Below are 17,718 nucleotides of genomic sequence, written 5' to 3' on the forward strand. Positions count from 1 at the left end.
GGAAGATCCAGAAGAGATATGGGAGGTGTATGTATGCAGTTGAAGAAATTTCTTATGGAAGAAGATGGCGTTGGAGTTATTGAGGTCGTTCTGATCCTCGTAGTGCTCATTGGGCTTGTCATTGTGTTTAAGACCCAGATCAACAAGCTTTTGACGGCAATCTTTACGGAGATCAACAAACAGGCGAAAGAGGTATATTAGATGAGATACCGGGGAGAGATTACGGTTTTTCTGAGTCTGACGCTGATATGTGTACTGTCGCTTGTTCTGGGACTTGTGGAATCGGCGAGAACAGCGGGAGCGAGACTGTATCTTCGGATGGCATCGGATTCGGCGGTGTCATCGGTGATGAGTTACTATAACCGAAATTTATGGGATCGCTATCAGCTCCTATTTCTGGAATATGAATCGGAGGCGGCGATCAAGGAGACCTTCGGCCGCTATCTCGATTTCTATCTGGAACAGGCAAATATGTATCCGGCAAGACGGAAAAACGTAACACTCTCCGGAATGTCCCGTATGGTGGATGAGAATGGGAGATGGCTTGAGGAGGAGATCGCTGCCTATATGAAGTACCGTTTCCCGGAGCTTGCAGTGTCCGGAAGCGGGGTTTTGAAGGAAGCGGAGCAGGTAAAGAAAGCGGGAGACTTCCATACTCTGTATGATTCCTGCTGCGGATCCGGGCGTTCGGTGCGCAGGCTGGAAAAGGCGGGGCAGGCGGTTGAAAAGTCACTGAAGACGATAGAAGAAACTCGGGAAAAGCTTTGCGATGCGGCAGATGAAGAGAGAGCGGCTGCATTTAAGAGGCATGCGGCTGTTTTAAAGCGGGAACTAAAAGGATTTCCGGGTCTGGTGAAACAGTTTCAGAAGGAACTGGAGCGCCTGGAAACAGAGAACAAAAAAATGGATTCCGGACAGTTGGAAGACGAGACAGCGTCCGGGACATTGGGACAGGAAATATCAACATGTAATGAGGTGGTCAAAAGCGCAAAGGAGCGGCTTGATGGATATCTGCAGAATGAAACGCAAACCGAGCGGAACCTGGAGCTTCTGGAGGAGGCATGCGGGCTTCTCGATATGGAATCGGATGCGGAGGATGAAGAGGAGGAAGAAACAGAATGGGAGCAGATCAGTCAGTGCGTGGAGGAGATGGAGAACTTGGAGTCAGTGGATTCTGGGCCGAAGGATAAGAAGAAAGCGGCTGCAGTGGACCGCCTGGAGGAGCTTTTTGACAAAGAACTGCTGGATATTCTTCTTCCTGCCGGAACGGCGATCTCGCAGAACGCTGTTTCCTTAAAAGGAATTCCGTCCGCGTCGAAATATCAGAATGATACGGAAAGCTCAGATACAGAGGGAACCGGGCTTTTGGAGGCGGCATCGAGACAGATGGCTGTAAATGCATATGTTCCGCTGTATTTCTCTTCATTCTTAAAAGAAAATGAATCAGAACCATCGGCATTGCGATATGAGATGGAATATCTTCTTGCAGGAAAAAAATCGGACCGGGAAAACTTAAAGGATGCTGTGAACCAGGTACTTACACTCAGAGGAGCAATGAACTTACTGTTTTTGCTGAATTCTCCGGATAAAAAGGCGGAGGCGGATGCCCTGGCGGCAGCAGTGGCGGTGGGAATCGTACCAGCGCAGATGGCGTTGTCTTTTTTTATCCTGACGCTGTGGGCGTTCGGGGAGGCAGTGCTGGATGTAAAAATGCTGTTGGCGGGCGGAAAGATACCGTTCTGGAAGACAGAAGGAACCTGGAAGACCTGTCTTTCCGGGCTGTTGGATCAGTCGTTTTTGAAGGAGACAGGGGAATGCTCCGGGGATGGAAGAACATATACGGAGTATTTAAGCTGCTTGATCTTTCTCATGGATCGGAAAACAAGAAATTTCCGGATGATGGATCTGATCCAGTGGAATATCCGGACGGAACAGGCGGATTTCTCAGTGGCGAACTGCGCATACCAGATTGAGATCGAGGCGGAGGTTTTGCAGAAGCATATGTTTTTTCAGAAAGAGGAATATAAGGGAACTGTGTATGTGGCGGGATCGTATTAATGCTGTGGAAACAGCCCCCATCATCTGACTGTAAGAAAACATAATCTGGAAGACAAAAATCCCATCGGCGCAGCCGATCTGGAATAGATTCCTGATTGTAACTATGAAGGTACTGAGTAGTTACATTTAATTTAGATAAAGGAGGTGTATGGCTGTGCTCTTCTTTGCCAGTTTTGATGAAATGAATAAGCAATGCCATTCTTATAGGAAAAATATGTCTCTCCAAGTACATGATCCCCTGCTGGCAAGGAGAGCGCATCCATGCACCTCCTCACTCCCGGCCTCCATGACAGTGGAGGCTGCGCTTGTCCTTCCACTCGCCCTGTTTTTCTTTCTGGCACTTCTCCAACCAGTTATCTGGCTTGACAGGCAGAGAAAGGTTCAGACTGCCATGGAGCGGATTGGCGAGGAGATCAGTCAATATGGGATTTTGGCGGAGTCGGTGGAAACCGGAGACAGTGAGTTGCCGGCATTCTGTACGGACGCTGCGGCAGCTCTTTGGATCCGGGGAAAAGTCGGGCAGTACGCGGATCATGTGACGGTGAAAAAGGCAGATGTATACGGAGAGAACGGTGAGATCGAGTTTGCGGCGGAGTATCAGGAGGAGATTCCATTTTTTGAGACAGTTCTGGGAAAACAGACGGAGACTGTGGCTGTGAAACGGAGGTCCTGGATCGGAATTCCCGGGAAATTAAAGGGAGACGGGACTTCTCAAGATGGTGATGGGGATGAGCAGACGGAGATGGTCTATGTAGGGGCCGGAATAGGGAGATATCACCTGTTCCGGGACTGCCATTATATTTCGAATGAGTACATGACTGTCACAAGATCTGAGGCAGAAAACGGCAAGGTTCCCGGAGAAAAGCGAACGCCCTGTGCCGTCTGCGGGAAAAAGGGAGATGGATCGGAGACCGTCTATATCACGACGGCAGGCGAGCACTATCACTGCAATAAAAATTGCAGGTCTATGATATCCTATGTGCGGGAAGTACCGAAGGATGAGGCGGAACATCTGGGATTGTGCTCATACTGTGTGAGGAAAAAGGGGGAGACAGAATGAATCTGTTTTTTGTTTTTTTAGGAACCGCAGCCTGGCAGGATCTCAGAACGAGAAGCATCAGCCTGGAGGTACTGGCGGGCGGAGCGGCAGTAGGGATCATAACCTGCATATGGAAGGAACGGCTTCCGGGGGAGATCGTTCTGGCGATGATTCCTGGAATTATGCTTTTGCTGATTGGAATGTTGACAAGGGGGCTCCTGGGTGAGGGCGACGGGTGGTTTTTTATTGTATCCGGATTTTTCCTTGGGTGGCAGGAGTGTGTGATGTTATTGATCTCCGGGCAGATTTTCTGCGGAATATTTGGGCTTGCGATAATGGTCGGCGCACAGATCGGAACTGGAAGGGAAAATATCCGAAAACTGCGGCTGCCGTTTTTGCCGTTTCTTTTACCTGCGTCACTGTGGATGGTGCTTATGAGGATGATATGAGAAAGACGACTTGCATAAAGAAATATTACAGCGCCAGCATAACGGTAGAGGCATCCATAATTCTTTCGGTGGTCTTACTATCCCTGGCGGCATTTATCCGATATGCCTATACGGTCCATGATACGGTGACTGGCAGTATGATCCTGGAGGAAACACTGGAGCGGGCCAGGAATAACGTCAATAAGAAAAAAACGATAGATTCTTTTGAGCAGGAGGGAAGCCAGATGGGGAACCCAAGGCTTTATCTGGGAGCATATGAGCTCCATCTGAATCTGGGAGCGCTGACGGCAGAAGGTGACGCGGCGGCGGGGGACTGGAGTCTTCATATAGAGCGGGCGGATATCCACCCGGAGACTTTTCTGCGGCAGCAGGACGCCTTGAAGAAAATAAAAGACAGGATCGATGACTGATGAAAACAGAATTTAAACGAGAAATGAACCGAAATTACATGGTACTGCACCCGGAAAAAGAGATCGGGGGATCCTATGCGCTGCGGATGCTGTCGGAAAACAGGATCAACGGACTTCTGCCGTTTCAGGAAAAAAGGATCGATGGGGAGACATTCCTGTATTTTAATATCACGTCGAGACAGTCGCTAGCCAGAATGATGGAATACCGGTCATTTAAGGCAAAGGAGATCCGGCAGATCACCAGTGATCTGGTCGTCACCATGACGGCATTGGAAAGGTTCCTGATGGACGGAGACCAGCTTTGTCTGGAACCGGATATGATCTATGTGGATCCGGATGACCTGAAAGCGAATTTCTGCCTTCTTCCAGGGAGTGGCAGTCAGTTTGAGGAGAGTTTCCGGAAACTGGCACGGTATATTCTGGACCATGTGGATCACACAGACGGAGACGCGGTAGTTCTGGCATTCGCTCTGTTTCGGGCAGGAGAAAAGGAAAATCTGGGGATCCGGGATCTGGAAAAATGTCTGCGGGCGGGAGAAAGAGACGGGAAAGAAGATATTTTCGGGGAAAACACTGGAAAGGAAAAGTTATATGAAGCAGAGAGAAAAATGGTCAGGGAATATGGGACAGGGGCAGCAGGAGAGCTGCCGCGACACCAGGGAGAAAAGCAAAATGGATCAGAAGGAAAGTACAGATATTCTGAGATCAAGAAAATGGATCTTTCAGGCGAGACAGAAGAACTGGCAGAGGAGAAAGGGCTGAAGCACGGGAAAAACTTGTTTTCAGTGCTGTTTGCGGTTTTGATGGTAGCTGTTCCGGTGGCAGTTTACTTTATTGTCGGAATCGATCGGATTCTGGAATGGAAATGGGGAATCCTTGCGGCGGAAGGTGTGCTGATGGCCGGCGTGATATTCTTTCGTGTGAGAAAAGATGAAGAAGAGACCGGGGAAACAGAAGAGGACTGGGAAGTTGAGTTCCGGGAAGAAGAGGACAGGGAGCGCGGAGGAATGCCGGACAAAATTGAATACCGGAGAGATATGGCGGAAGTGTGGGGAGATGCAGAAAATAATGAGAATGGCATTTATACTGATCCTAATGACTTAAGAACTGATGTAAGACAAAGAGAATCTGATGAAATGCAGACAGTGCTTCTTACGGGAAGACAGATATACCCGGCGACAAGACGTCTCGTCCCGGAAAATGGGGGCGAGGACGTCCTGGTCCGATATTTCCCGTTTATTATTGGAAAGAACCGGGAAATATCGGATTTCTGCCTGAATCTGCCTCAGATCAGCCGGATCCACGCGAAAATTGAAGAAGATAAGGACGGATATATGATCACGGATCTCAATTCAACGAATGGAACCAGTGTAAATGGGCGGTTCCTGGAGACAAATGAGAGTATTCATATAGAACCAGGGGAAATGCTCTCTTTTGCGGATCAGAGATACCGTTTTTTGTAGGATCTCCTGGGTAAAAGTTCCGTTAAAGAGAAAGTAAAAATACAAAACAGGGGTGGTGTTTTTCGGACATTTGGTCTATGATATATCCATCAATGATGAAAGGAGGGGTATTATGGCTTTTCAGATGCCAGAATATCATCAGCCCGATTTTTCAAAGGAACAGTTTATCAAGGCCCCTGACGCGAAATGGGAAATCGTGGAGATCGATGGGGTTGCCCCAGAATACTTTCACAGTACATCTATGTTCCCGGAATATTTTAAGATCCAGGGCAAGTGGGTGTTAGCGGAAGAGAGCCGCATGGATTCCAGCGTTGTGATCTGCCCGGATGGACATTTGGAGGTAGTCGAAAACAGGAATCTCAAAAAAGGTGACAAGGTTATTCTTGGACGGAGCGAAGCCTGCGAGGAGGGAATTTATGTCCACAGTACAGGATTCCAGACAGAAGCGGACGCGCTTGCGGATAAATTTGTGTTCCGCCAGGGACGAAGCAGGGAGACCTCCTATGCGAGAGACTATGACCGCCTGATGGACCTTCTTCGCTATGAAAAAGAACATGGGAAGATTGTCTGGGTCATGGGACCGGCGTTTTCCTTCGACTATGACGCGAGAAACGCAATGCAGTCCCTGATCGATAACGGATATGCCCACGGTCTGATGGCAGGAAACGCGCTCGCGACCCACGACCTGGAGGGCGCGCTGTTGCATACGGCACTAGGACAGGATATCTACACGCAGGTATCCCAGCCGAATGGCCATTACAACCACCTGGATGTGTTAAATAAGGTCCGCAGAAGCGGTTCCATTCCGAAATTTATCGAGGATAATCACATTGACAATGGTATTATCTATGGATGCGTGAAGAATCATGTTCCGTTTGTTCTGACCGGTTCGATCCGCGATGACGGTCCAATGCCGGAAGTCATCGGAGACGCGTATAAAGGACAGAGCGCCATGCGCGATATGGTGCGGGATGCCACCTGTGTGATCTGCTTAGCTACAATGCTTCACACGATTGCCACGGGCAATATGACTCCGTCATTCCGTGTTATGAAGGACGGAACGATCCGCCCGGTATATCTCTATACTGTTGATGCGGACGAGTTTGTGGTAAACAAGCTGATGGACCGCGGAAGCCTCTCCGCAACGACTATCGTGACGAATGTCCAGGACTTTATCACGATCATCGCAAAAGGACTTGGGGTCATGAAATAACAGAGTAGAAAGGATGAGACCCATGGGAAGCCGATATGGAAAGAAGGCTTATGTAAATGGACTTCTGATTGCTCTGAATGTGCTGTTTTTCCTGTATCTGGAGATCACCGGTTCCTCGGAGGACGCGTATTTCATGTATACAAAGGGCGCGATGTTTGCACCTGCAGTCCTGGAGGACGGTGAGTATTACCGGCTTTTGACAGCGATGTTTATGCATTTTGGAATCCGGCATATTATGAACAATATGCTGGTCCTGTTTGTGATCGGGGACAACCTGGAACGGGCACTGGGACATGTGAAGTACCTGATATTTTACCTGCTCTGCGGAATTGGCTCGAACTGGGTGTCTATGATGGCGCACACAGCTGATACAATGACAGTATCAGCCGGGGCATCCGGCGCAATTTTTGGAGTGGTCGGCGGCCTGCTTTATGTGGTTACGGCCAACAGAGGGCAGTTGGAAGATCTGAATACAAGACAACTTGTGATCATGATCTTTTTCTCCCTGTATTTAGGATATACAAGCACCGGTGTGGACAATATCGCACACCTGTCTGGCCTTGTAATAGGCTTTGTGCTTGCTATAATTTTATATCATAGGCCTGCCAGAGACTGGTGGGCGGACGGAGGTATCAAAAGATGAAAGACTGTAACTGTATTTTCTGTAAGATCGCGAATGGTGAGATTCCTTCCTCAACTGTATATGAGGATGAAGATTTCCGTGTAATTCTGGACCTTGGTCCGGCTGCGAAAGGTCACGCCCTGATCCTTCCGAAAGAACACTTTAAGGACGTTACCGAGCTGGATCCGAAGATTGCTGCAAAAGTACTTCCGTTAGGAGCGAAACTCGGAACCGCAATGAAGAAATCCCTGGGCTGCGCAGGCTTCAACCTGGTACAGAATAACGGTGAAGCAGCAGGACAGACGGTATTCCATTTCCATGTACATGTGATCCCGCGCTATGAGGGCGGTCCGGTGATCGCTGGATGGGAACCGGGAAAAGAAGATCCGGAGGTTCTTGCTGAGACAGCAGAAAAGATTAAAGATGCACTGTAATCAGAGAGATTTTTAAAGGAGAATTTATGCCGCAGGACAAAGATGAACTGCTGCAAGTACTGATTACGAAATATGCTCAAATGTATATGAAGCTGGCTTATGCGATCGGAGTGCCATATGATGATGTGGAAGACATTGTCATGGAAGCATTCTGGTCGTTCTACCGGGCGGATTATGGCGGGAAGCTAGAGAGTGAAAAAGCTATAAAAGTGATGCTGGCGCGTATTGTCGAGAATAAATGTATCGACTATTTTAGAAAAGAGAAGCGAAGCATCAAGCCGAATGAGGACGAAGATGTGAGTGAACTGGAGTATGTCGCAGATCTTTCCACATACGATCCGCTGCAATCCGTAATTAGCAGAGAAAGCTGCGGTCAGATCTTCGAGGTCCTGGATGGTTTAAGGGAATCGTGGAAGGATGTCACGGTGATGTATTTCATCCAGGGATTTACGACTGAAGAAATTTGTGAGCGTCTTGAAATCACGAACGACATGTGTCGTTCGCGAATTTCAAGAGCAAGAAAATACTTAAGAGAAAACCTGAAAAGTCGTATGGACCGCGGTCATTTGTGATCAGCACAATCGTTGATCAATTTCATGATCGTATCAATTGCATTATTTAAATGGCTCTTTTCCATACTATCAATGAATGTCCGGCGGTTCTCGTAGGTATCGTGAATCGCGTCAAAAAGAGTGGCGTCAGTCACTTTCTCCTCTTCCAGAACCGTGGAATACCCCTGTTTTGCAAAAGAATTGGCATTCAGGATCTGATCTCCACGGCTGGCCGCTGCGGAGAGCGGAATCAGGACATTCGGCTTCCTGAGTGCAAGAATTTCACAGATGGAATTTGCACCTGCCCTGGAGACAATCAGATCAGCTGCCGCAAATAAGTGCTTCAGCGGACTGTCAACATATTCATACTGAACGTAACCGGGAGTTCCAATCAGGGACTCATCCAGGTTCCCTTTTCCACAGATATGGATCACCTGGAATTGTTCTAAGAGCTTTGGAAGAATACTGCGGACCGCGCCGTTTACTTTTACGGAGCCCAGACTTCCACCGATTACAAGAATAATCGGTTTTGCCGCAGAGAGGTTTGTGTACTGCAGACCGGCAAGACGGTCACCTTGAAGGAGTTCTGCACGGATCGGGGATCCTGTGAGGACTGCCTTTCCTTCCGGAAGATACTTTAAGGTCTCCGGGAAGTTGCAGCATACCCATTTTGCAGACGGAATGCAGAGTTTATTTGCCAGACCTGGAGTCATATCGGACTCGTGGATGATCGTCGGAATGTGGTAATGGTTTGCAGCGAGGACAACAGGAACCGCAACAAAGCCGCCCTTAGAGAAGAGAACATCCGGTTTGTATTTTTTCATCAACTTTAAGGCCTCTGCGTAACCTTTTAATACGCGGAATGGGTCGGTAAAGTTCTTTAAATCGAAATATCGGCGCAGTTTTCCGGAAGAGATTCCGTCGTAAGGAATACCTGCGTTTTCAATCAGTTTGCGTTCCATACCATTGTAGGAACCAATGTATCGAATATCATATCCGGCTGCCTTGAGAGACGGAATCAGGGCAAGGTTCGGAGTAACGTGACCGGCTGTACCACCGCCGGTGAGAAGAATGGTTTTCATAAAAATTGCCTCCATGGAGCAAGAATTTCACAGCTGCTGACTATTTAATAGTAACGGCTGAAAGAGAAATGTCAACCCCTAATAGATACAAAGGAAGAAGCGAGGTGCTGAATCATGGCAGACACGGAGAATCGTGAGGATCAGAAAATAAGCGAATGTCTTCGGGAAGCGTTTGGCTATTCGGATGATCAGCTGTTAAAACAGCTGGATCAGGCAAACGAGACTTTCAAAGATGTAAACTTCACTGGCGCCGAAGATCGACTCATGAAACGTTTCCTGGCACGAAAAGCCGAACTTGAAAAGGAAACCGCCTCCCAGACACCGACTCTGGTTCCACAGAACGAATCAGCCAACATTCAAATTGCAGAAGAGCTTCCAAAGAAGACGGTAACAGTAATCTCTGAAGCGGAAGAGAAAAAGAAGAATGAGAAGAAAGTGATACGATTCGGAAAGAAGAAGGTCCTTGCTACTGCGGCGTTGGTGGCAGTGATTGCAGGGATGCTTGGGGGGACGGCGATTGGGAAGAAGAGTTATTTCTTTAGACGATTAAAAAATAGTGAACCGGCAATTTATATGGATAATGATAAGAATAAAGAAGAAAATTCTCACTTAGAAGAAGCCTATAACAAAATTAAATCAGATATGAATATTCCATTACTGAGGCTAAATTACCGTCCAACTAATATGTCTTTTGAAGGATATACAGTTTACAATAACAATGAAGTAGAATTAACTTTCTTATATGAAGAAAATATAATTCGGCTTTTACAAATTCAAAATAAAAAAAGTACATCTGCTAATATGATATCAGATAGACAGCAGAAAAATACAATCTACAATAAATGGTTAAAGAAAAACATAGAATATTCAAGTAACACTGTAGAGGATGGAAGTACAGAATATGAAGCGGTGCTTTTGGAAAATGGAGGAGCGTATTATTTATTTGGTAATATGCCAAAGCTTGAGTTCGAAAAAATTTTAAAAAATATAATTTTTTATTAAAAAATGGTCACATTTCTCTTTGGATTACGTTTGTATTAGTAAATAAATGAAAAGGAGAGATGTAAATGAAATTAGTAAAAAGAATATGGTGCAGTACCGTTTTATTGATGCTTGCGATGGTCAAAATGGTATATGCAGGAGAGCCGATAGGTAATGCTTCTTTAGAGTATCATGAGCCCAGTGTTTTATTACAAAGCCCAGTGCTTGAGTCAGAGGACAATGCGCGGGGGATTAGACTATCAGCAGGAGTATTGCAAATTACTAATGGAGAAGATGGAACATTACATATTACAGTAGAAACATTTGCACATAAGGAAGTTGATACAATCTATCAGACCGTATTTCTAGATGAATGGGATGAGGATCGTGAAGATTGGAAGCAAATTGGTAAATGGGATTTTGAAAAGACAAAAGAAGAATCAGAGGATGAGATATTTGCAGAGTATCATGTGGGCTTTACAGTAACTGGTTGCCAGCCAAATCGTTATTACCGTGCCCGTGCAATGCATCTTGTTGAGTGGGGCGACGAGGCGGAAGCTAAAGTTACCCAGACAAACGGTGTCCTTCTCACCGACCATGCAGTTTAACCTTTAATACTTTAGTATATTATTCCGGCCGGATAATATAGACACAAACTGATAAAGGGAGATGGTTGATGGGAAGATACCTTAGATAAAACCGGTCGAGGCCGGTGAGAATAATGATTCGACAATTTATGAACTGAATAAAAGAAATAGCCCCGCGCACAACAAACCTCTTGCGGGGCTATTTTTACGTCTGGAAATGACTCACTTTTGATGTTTAAGCCTGCTGCTCTTTGTACTGCTTTAAAGCTCTTGCAAGCTGGTCTGGACATGAGGTTGGGCGGCCGTTGCAGCTTACGCCTTCGACTCTCTTGATAACATCGTCGATATCCATGCCTTCAACGAGAAGGCCGATACCTTTTAAGTTTCCATTGCAGCCGCCAACGAAGCTTACATTTTTGAGTTTGTTGTTCTCTACATCAAAATGGATTTCTCTGGAGCAGGTGCCCTGTGTCTTGTATACCATATAAAAACCTCCGTTTGTAAAAAATATGACCTTGCGGCCAGTTTGAAAGTATCCTTATTATACTCACAGCAGAGAATCATTGTCAAGAGAAGCGCGGAAAGAGCTGAGGATAGGCGATAAAGCAAGATTTCCAGACGGAAAAAATAAGTTTACAGGTTACAGACGAAGCAAATATCGGAATTATTAAAAACGGGCCAGCTTAGTTCGAGGTGAGTAGAAGAGCGAGCGAACTTAGTGACTTGGTTATTCTGGAGATCGACGGATGAGTTGAGGATTTTATCGGCGGATGAGCTAAGGATTTTATTTGACCTTCCGCTCTGTATCCCGTATAATGAGAACGATAAAGACGGTAAGAACGCGTCTGAAACTCAGATAGAATCTATGTTTAAGAGCAGCAGATGAACTGCTGCTTTCGAGATCAGACTAAAATCATATGATACAACACGGAGGAATTCAAATGCTTGGTATTATCGGAGCAATGGAAGTGGAAGTCGAGAAGCTTCGCGCGAAAATGACAGAGACAGAGATGAAGACAGTGGCAGGAATGAATTTCTGCAGGGGAAAACTGGAGGGAAAGGACGTTGTCATCGTTCGCTCCGGTATCGGTAAGGTAAACGCCGGTATCTGCAGCCAGATCCTTGTGGATCTTTATCAGGTGGATGGAATCGTAAATACAGGAATCGCAGGTTCCTTAAGAAATGAGATCAATATCGGTGACCTCGTTCTCTCTACTGTTGCAGTACAGCACGATGTGGACGCAGGCGGATTCGGATATCCGGCAGGTGAGATTCCCCAGCTTGGCGTGAAGGAATTCCCGGCGGATGAGCGACTTTTAGCTCTCGCGGAAGAGGCATGCAGAGAGGCAAACCCGGATATCAGCACTTTCAAGGGACGCGTTGCCAGCGGCGACCAGTTTATCGACAGCAAGGAGAAAAAGGACTGGATCCATGACACCTTCGACGCGTACTGCACAGAGATGGAAGGCGCAGCAGTCGCTCAGGCCGCATACTTAAACAAGGTTCCGTACCTGATCGTCCGTGCGATCTCTGACAAGGCAGATGACAGCGCCCATATGGATTACAGCGAGTTTGAGGCAAAGGCTGTTGAGCATTCCGTGAACCTGATGCTTGCACTTGTAAAGAGAATCTAAAAAGAGAAGACTCAAAAAGTTTTCTGGAGCAAGAAAGCTGCGAGAACTACTTTCTACGAGAATATTTTACCTCCACTATCACCTTAAAACGCGATTCCTGTCCCCATTTGACGAACGATTCTTCCGTTCTCAACCTTCTCAAAAACATTCTAGCCCGGTATAATTAGTGGCATCATCTGGAATTGATCTGGACGAAGAAAGGGGAACTGATTATGCTGGAATTTTTACAGACAGGGAGAATGCTCTATGTCCTGGCAGCGATCTGTGCGCTCGGGACACTCAGCACACTCGTAACAGGCAGCCTCTACAAAAGATTGATCAAGGAAACCGGAAACATGGCTCTCACGAAGGATAAAAATTTAAAGGCGCTGAAACAGCGCATGGAAAATGTGTTCCTTATTAACCACGGGATCCGAAATGTGAACGCGTACATAGAAAAACAGCTCTACGGATTCCGCTTCCTGCATATGAGCCTTGACGGGTGGGACAATTTGTCGGTGCAGGCGATGATCCTCTGCTTTATGGCAGGCGGAGCGGCGGCGTTCGGTGCTTACTGGTATCGGTGTGACAACTATTATATTGTGCTCTACGGGGCAGCGGGCGTTTTTGGCGGATTGTTCCTCGCATTTGTGGACAACGGGATCGGTGCCGGGACAAAACGGAAACAGCTTGCGGATCATTTAGTTGATTATGTGGAAAACTCTCCGCATTTTTATAAAAGTGTGGATAACAGCGCCTACGCCGGGCAGGAGCGGAAAAAGGCGGTGGGCTCTTCCGATATCGTAGATTTTTCAGGCACCAGCGGCATTGGATATGGAAGAAACCAGGAGAATGCGAGAAAAGAAAAGCTCAACAGCCGCTTTTCTGTCCTTGGAAAAAAGAAGGACGCACAGGCTGCTAACGGGAACGGGGAAACGGACCAGGTGGAAAAAGGGAGTCTCGCCAGGACCAGGGACACCGGGAGAACGTCACGTCTGGACGGAAAAGGACCCGCGTTCCAGGAAAATGAGGACGACCAGGCCGTAAATGGGAACAGCGCAGGCAGTTCATCAAAAAAAACGGCGGGAAAGGCCGATTATAATAGAGGCACAGTTCAAAATGTCCGGGATATTGGACAGGAAAATTCAGGAACAGGCGGAAAAGTACCGACAAGTGAGACGGAGCTTGCCCAGAGTATCAATCATCTGAGCGAGAGCCTGAAGCAGATCGCCGCGAGCAGGGAGCAACCGGAGGAGATGCTGAAAGATTCGGACAGGCTGGATCTGATACGGAATTCAATCCCGCCGGCGGAGCTGGACATGCTGAAGACGCTGTTTAATACATTGCAGAGTGGCGGGGTATAAAATCAGCAAGGCAGTCCATATTTTAACAATACAAGGCAGACGGTGAAACAGAACGGCAAACAAATCGAAAAATCAGGAGCACGGCGCAGTGCTTAAAACCTGGGGGAGGAAAGCGGATGATGAGTGAAGATGTAGTGCCGATAAAATTGCTTCCGTCCATTGTCAAGGGTTTCACGAAGTGGTATAATAACGAACGGAGATTGTGAATCTCACACAAGAAAAGGAGACAGGGTTATGGGTAAAGAAATCGTATTTGATTATTCCAAGACAGCCGGATTTATCAGCGAAGAGGAAATGAAAAACATGAAGAGCACCGTTATGGGCGCGAAAGATGTCCTGACAGCAAAATCCGGTGCAGGCAATGACTATCTTGGATGGATCGACCTCCCGGTTGATTATGATAAAGAAGAGTTTGCAAGGATCAAGAAAGCGGCAGAAAAGATTCAGGGAGATTCCGATGTGCTTCTCGTGATCGGTATCGGCGGATCTTACCTCGGAGCCCGCGCTGCGATCGAGTTTTTATCCCACAGCTTCTACAATGTGCTGCCGAAGGGAAAGAGAAAAACTCCTGAGATCTATTTCGTAGGAAACAGCATCAGCAGCAAATATATCCATGATCTTCAGGATGTACTGGAAGGAAAAGATTTCTCCATTAATATTATATCCAAGTCCGGCACAACCACAGAGCCGGCGATCGCTTTCCGCGTATTCAAGGAAATGCTGATCGGCAAGTATGGCAAGGAAGAGGCCAACAAGAGAATTTATGCGACCACAGACAAGGCAAAGGGAGCTTTAAAGAATCTGGCAAACGAAGAGGGATACGAGAGCTTCGTTGTTCCGGATGACGTTGGAGGACGTTTTTCCGTGCTCACAGCCGTAGGTCTTTTACCGATCGCAGTCAGCGGAGCAGATATCGACGCCCTGATGACAGGTGCAGCGGACGCAAGAAAGGTCGCTCTTGAGACAGAGTATGAGAAGAACCCGGCACTTTTATATGCCGCGGTCCGCAACATCCTGTTAAGAAAAGGAAAACAGGTGGAGATCGTAGCAAACTACGAGCCGAGCCTTCATTATGTATCTGAGTGGTGGAAACAGCTCTTCGGTGAGAGCGAAGGAAAAGACCAGAGAGGTATTTTCCCGGCAGCCGTTGATCTCACAACAGACCTTCACTCCATGGGGCAGTTTATCCAGGACGGCGCACGTATCATGTTCGAGACCGTTCTGAACGTGGAAGAATCTCCGGCGGAGATCGTCCTTCAGAAAGAGGATGTCGACACAGATGGTATGAACTATCTGGCAGGAAAGACAGTTGATTTTGTAAACAAGAGCGCCATGAACGGAACGATCCTCGCGCACACAGACGGCAGCGTGCCGAATCTTATGGTGAAGATCCCGGCGCAGGATGCTTACAGCCTTGGCCAGCTGTTCTACTTCTTCGAGTTTGCCTGCGGCGTCAGCGGCTACATCCTTGGTGTCAACCCGTTTAACCAGCCGGGTGTTGAGAGCTACAAGAAGAACATGTTCGCCCTGCTTGGAAAACCGGGCTATGAGGAGGCAAGAGAGGCGCTTCTCAAGAGATTATAAGTTATAAGGACGAATATTTTATGCGGCTTGTGAGGCGAAGTATGCAGATGGCAGAAAGAGAAAAAACATTCGCAAAAAGTCAGCCGTAGATAGAGATGAAAATAAAAATCAGCCCGATATCCAGGTGTTCTCCAGACAGGAAATACACGATAGGATGTTGGGCTGATTTTTATCTCAGTCGAGAAGACTCCCACCATTTCAGGTGGTGAGTCATAACGAATTAGTCTCAGTGGGAGTCCAATCTCCAACTGAGATAAACGCTCCGCGAGGATGCGCAGTGATTCTGTAAAGAATATGTCAGCTTGCGCTGACCAGAATCACGCGCCAAGTCTCACGGACGTTCGACTTGAATTTGATTGTTCTCCGTCGGCAAGACACTGCCTGCGGAGATCCATCAGGTGATTACCATATTTCCCGGAAGGTTATCCTGCTTTCGTTCCGGTTTTTGCCTGCACGGTGCATGAACCGGAGCTTACTCCTCGATCACCTGAAATTCCAGATAATCAAAATCGATCGATTCAATAAAACTGTCCTTCGTAAACCGCGTCTTATCATGCAGCTGAAAGTCGCGGATATTCGAGTCGAGCCAGATTGGCTGGCTTAAGTCAAATTCATGGCAGATCTCATCCAACGCCTGAAATACCATGGCGGTTCTTGACATGGAATAGTCGTTATTGCAGGAAACCATATCTCGCACAAGATGGTTATCTTTCCATATTTTTCCCCAGATCCGGAACATAAAAACGTCCTCCATTCGATTGCTTTCACGATCATGATTTGAAAAACAGTATAACGGATTTTTTCCAGAAAGTAAAGGCACAACATTTTGCCCAAAATGCCTTGTATCGTCAGAAAAATTGTAGTAATCTATATCTATATGGACATTTTGATGACATACTTGAACCAGAGCCAGGAGGACAAAAGATGGGACAGCCAATTACAGATTATGCTGCTTTTTTTGCCAGCGCAGGACAGGCAGTACAGGAACTGGAAGCTCTGAATACAGAAGTGGAGCAGCTCGAAGCGGACGAGAAAAAGTTAGAGAGTTCCCTTAAGGGAAAACAGCGTTCTGTTACAGAAACCATCAGTCAGACGGTGAAGCAGCGGAAAGAAGAGATCACAAAAAGCTATGACGCGGAACTCGGAAAGGCCCAGGAGCGGCTTAAAAAAGTAAAAGCGAAGCGTGAAAAAGCAAAAAACCAGGGCGTCAAGGAACGGATCGAGGAGGACACCCGGGGACTTGTGCGGGAAAATAAAGAACTGGCGGATCAGATGAAGACCTTATTTAAGGCCAATCATGTTCCGGGCTTCTGCCGGGGAAATTATTACTACGCACTTTACTTTACGAGGACATTTAAGGATTTTCTGGCACTTCTTGTGACGATCCTGATCTGTTTTCTTGCGATTCCCTGCGGCACGTATTTTCTGATCCCGGAGAGACGGACCATGTATCTCGTTGGAATTTATGTGGTGGCGATCCTTATTTTCGGCGGAATCTATGTGACGGTGGGAAATATGACCAAGGTGCGCTACATGGACGTGTTGAAAGAGGGACTTGGCATCCGTGCGAAGATCCGTGCAAATAAAAAAGAGATGAAAGTGATCGCGAAGACGATCCGCCGGGACAAGAACGAGACGATCTACAATCTCCAGAAATTTGATGACGAGATTGCCCAGCTCGATCAGGATGTGGCTGAGATCAACCGGAAAAAGAAAGAAGCGCTGACGACCTTCGATACCGTGACGCGGACGATCATCTCCGACGAGATCACGGCAAACAATAAAGAAGAGATCGGCCGGATGGAGGATGATCTTGCTTCTTTGTCGGAAAAACTCCGCAGTACGCGTACAGCGGCGAAGGAGAAATCGCTGTTTATTACGGATAACTACGAGGTATATATAGGAAAAGGCTATATGACTTCTGAGAAGCTGCAGGCGCTGGCGGATATCGTGAGAAGCGGAGCAGCGTCCAATATAAGTGACGCGATTGCTGTTTATAAGAGCCAGGAAGAGACGGCAAAGTAAAAAACGCTCAGCAAGTCCGACGAAAATACCGATTCGTATAAAAAACGAATGGAAAAGGAAAAGATAACTGTTCAGTAGGTCTGCGCACTTGCTGTGCTGACCGCAAGAGAACATAAGCTGGAAGGCAAAAATCCCATCGGCGCAGCTGATCCGGAATGGATTTTTGCTTGTAACTATAAAGGTACTGGATAGTTGGAGAAAAAGTATATTTTAAAGTGGTGCGAAAAAGACAGGAAGAACGGC

At 47.1% G+C, this 17,718-nt stretch carries 19 protein-coding genes; 16 read left to right on the plus strand and 3 right to left on the minus strand.

The window, feature by feature from the left end; all coding sequences use genetic code 11:
• Positions 1-33: 33 nt before the first annotated feature.
• The 10 genes from ABCW45_RS06105 to ABCW45_RS06150 all read left to right on the plus strand — a co-directional run bounded on the left by ABCW45_RS06105 (position 34) and on the right by ABCW45_RS06150 (position 8,260).
• Positions 34-201 (plus strand): Flp1 family type IVb pilin, encoded by a 168-nt coding sequence (locus ABCW45_RS06105; protein ID WP_117471198.1) that lies wholly within the window; start codon positions 34-36, stop codon positions 199-201.
• Positions 202-2,058 (plus strand): DUF5702 domain-containing protein, encoded by a 1,857-nt coding sequence (locus tag ABCW45_RS06110; protein ID WP_343220475.1) that lies wholly within the window; start codon positions 202-204, stop codon positions 2,056-2,058.
• Between the two features lie 214 nt (positions 2,059-2,272).
• On the plus strand, positions 2,273-3,118 hold the full coding sequence (locus ABCW45_RS06115; protein WP_178276497.1) for a pilus assembly protein: 846 nt from the start codon (positions 2,273-2,275) through the stop codon (positions 3,116-3,118).
• Positions 3,115-3,546 carry an A24 family peptidase gene (locus ABCW45_RS06120; RefSeq protein WP_117471047.1) on the plus strand — a complete coding sequence of 144 codons (432 nt, stop codon included), beginning with the start codon at positions 3,115-3,117 and terminating at the stop codon, positions 3,544-3,546. The genes ABCW45_RS06115 and ABCW45_RS06120 overlap by 4 nt, the downstream gene beginning before the upstream one ends.
• Positions 3,543-3,956, plus strand: a complete 414-nt coding sequence (locus ABCW45_RS06125; RefSeq protein WP_343220476.1) for a hypothetical protein — start codon at positions 3,543-3,545, stop codon at positions 3,954-3,956. The genes ABCW45_RS06120 and ABCW45_RS06125 overlap by 4 nt, the downstream gene beginning before the upstream one ends.
• The gene (locus ABCW45_RS06130) at positions 3,956-5,419 is read left to right on the plus strand and encodes a DUF6382 and FHA domain-containing protein (RefSeq protein WP_343220477.1); all 1,464 of its coding nucleotides are present in this window, start codon (positions 3,956-3,958) and stop codon (positions 5,417-5,419) included. The genes ABCW45_RS06125 and ABCW45_RS06130 overlap by 1 nt, the downstream gene beginning before the upstream one ends.
• 112 nt (positions 5,420-5,531) lie before the next feature.
• Entirely contained in the window at positions 5,532-6,632 is a 1,101-nt protein-coding gene (locus ABCW45_RS06135) for a putative NPN-dependent ornithine cyclodeaminase (RefSeq protein ID WP_117471044.1), read from the plus strand.
• A 22-nt stretch (positions 6,633-6,654) separates the two neighbouring features.
• Positions 6,655-7,275 (plus strand): rhomboid family intramembrane serine protease, encoded by a 621-nt coding sequence (locus ABCW45_RS06140; protein ID WP_117503589.1) that lies wholly within the window; start codon positions 6,655-6,657, stop codon positions 7,273-7,275.
• On the plus strand, positions 7,272-7,688 hold the full coding sequence (locus ABCW45_RS06145; protein WP_015552896.1) for an HIT family protein: 417 nt from the start codon (positions 7,272-7,274) through the stop codon (positions 7,686-7,688). Before ABCW45_RS06140 ends, ABCW45_RS06145 begins: the two co-directional genes overlap by 4 nt.
• Before the next feature lie 26 nt (positions 7,689-7,714).
• Positions 7,715-8,260 carry an RNA polymerase sigma factor gene (locus ABCW45_RS06150; protein WP_117472544.1) on the plus strand — a complete coding sequence of 182 codons (546 nt, stop codon included), beginning with the start codon at positions 7,715-7,717 and terminating at the stop codon, positions 8,258-8,260.
• Here ABCW45_RS06150 and ABCW45_RS06155 read toward each other — a convergent pair.
• Complete coding sequence (locus ABCW45_RS06155; RefSeq protein WP_343220479.1) at positions 8,251-9,321, minus strand: undecaprenyldiphospho-muramoylpentapeptide beta-N-acetylglucosaminyltransferase; 1,071 nt, start codon at positions 9,319-9,321, stop codon at positions 8,251-8,253. The genes ABCW45_RS06150 and ABCW45_RS06155 overlap by 10 nt on opposite strands.
• A 114-nt stretch (positions 9,322-9,435) precedes the next feature.
• Here ABCW45_RS06155 and ABCW45_RS06160 point away from each other — a divergent pair, with 114 nt between their 5' ends.
• Positions 9,436-10,323 (plus strand): DUF4367 domain-containing protein, encoded by an 888-nt coding sequence (locus ABCW45_RS06160; RefSeq protein ID WP_343220480.1) that lies wholly within the window; start codon positions 9,436-9,438, stop codon positions 10,321-10,323.
• Positions 10,324-10,388: 65 nt separating this feature from the next.
• Complete coding sequence (locus ABCW45_RS06165) at positions 10,389-10,910, plus strand: DUF6147 family protein (RefSeq protein ID WP_343220481.1); 522 nt, start codon at positions 10,389-10,391, stop codon at positions 10,908-10,910.
• 214 nt (positions 10,911-11,124) lie between these two features.
• On the opposite strand, the gene ABCW45_RS06170 is transcribed toward ABCW45_RS06165, so the two are convergent.
• Positions 11,125-11,373, minus strand: coding sequence for a TIGR03905 family TSCPD domain-containing protein (locus ABCW45_RS06170; protein WP_015552901.1), 249 nt, complete (start codon positions 11,371-11,373; stop codon positions 11,125-11,127).
• 457 nt (positions 11,374-11,830) lie between these two features.
• Between ABCW45_RS06170 and ABCW45_RS06175 the strand changes: the two genes are divergently transcribed.
• From ABCW45_RS06175 to ABCW45_RS06185, 3 genes are all read left to right on the plus strand, one after another.
• Complete coding sequence (locus ABCW45_RS06175; protein WP_343220482.1) at positions 11,831-12,523, plus strand: 5'-methylthioadenosine/adenosylhomocysteine nucleosidase; 693 nt, start codon at positions 11,831-11,833, stop codon at positions 12,521-12,523.
• Between the two features lie 212 nt (positions 12,524-12,735).
• Positions 12,736-13,866 (plus strand): hypothetical protein, encoded by a 1,131-nt coding sequence (locus tag ABCW45_RS06180; protein WP_343220483.1) that lies wholly within the window; start codon positions 12,736-12,738, stop codon positions 13,864-13,866.
• Positions 13,867-14,100: 234 nt separating this feature from the next.
• Positions 14,101-15,450, plus strand: coding sequence for a glucose-6-phosphate isomerase (locus ABCW45_RS06185; RefSeq protein WP_117503583.1), 1,350 nt, complete (start codon positions 14,101-14,103; stop codon positions 15,448-15,450).
• A 472-nt stretch (positions 15,451-15,922) separates the two neighbouring features.
• Here ABCW45_RS06185 and ABCW45_RS06190 read toward each other — a convergent pair whose 3' ends face one another.
• A complete protein-coding gene (locus ABCW45_RS06190; protein ID WP_015552905.1) occupies positions 15,923-16,189 on the minus strand; it encodes a hypothetical protein in 267 nt (88 codons plus the stop codon).
• A 185-nt stretch (positions 16,190-16,374) separates the two neighbouring features.
• On the opposite strand from ABCW45_RS06190, the gene ABCW45_RS06195 reads away from it, so the two are divergent.
• Positions 16,375-17,475, plus strand: coding sequence for a hypothetical protein (locus ABCW45_RS06195; protein WP_343220484.1), 1,101 nt, complete (start codon positions 16,375-16,377; stop codon positions 17,473-17,475).
• Positions 17,476-17,718 lie beyond the last annotated feature (243 nt).

The sequence above is a fragment of the Pilosibacter fragilis genome, from assembly GCF_032490495.1.
GTDB classification, from domain to species: Bacteria; Bacillota; Clostridia; order Lachnospirales; family Lachnospiraceae; genus Pilosibacter; species Pilosibacter fragilis.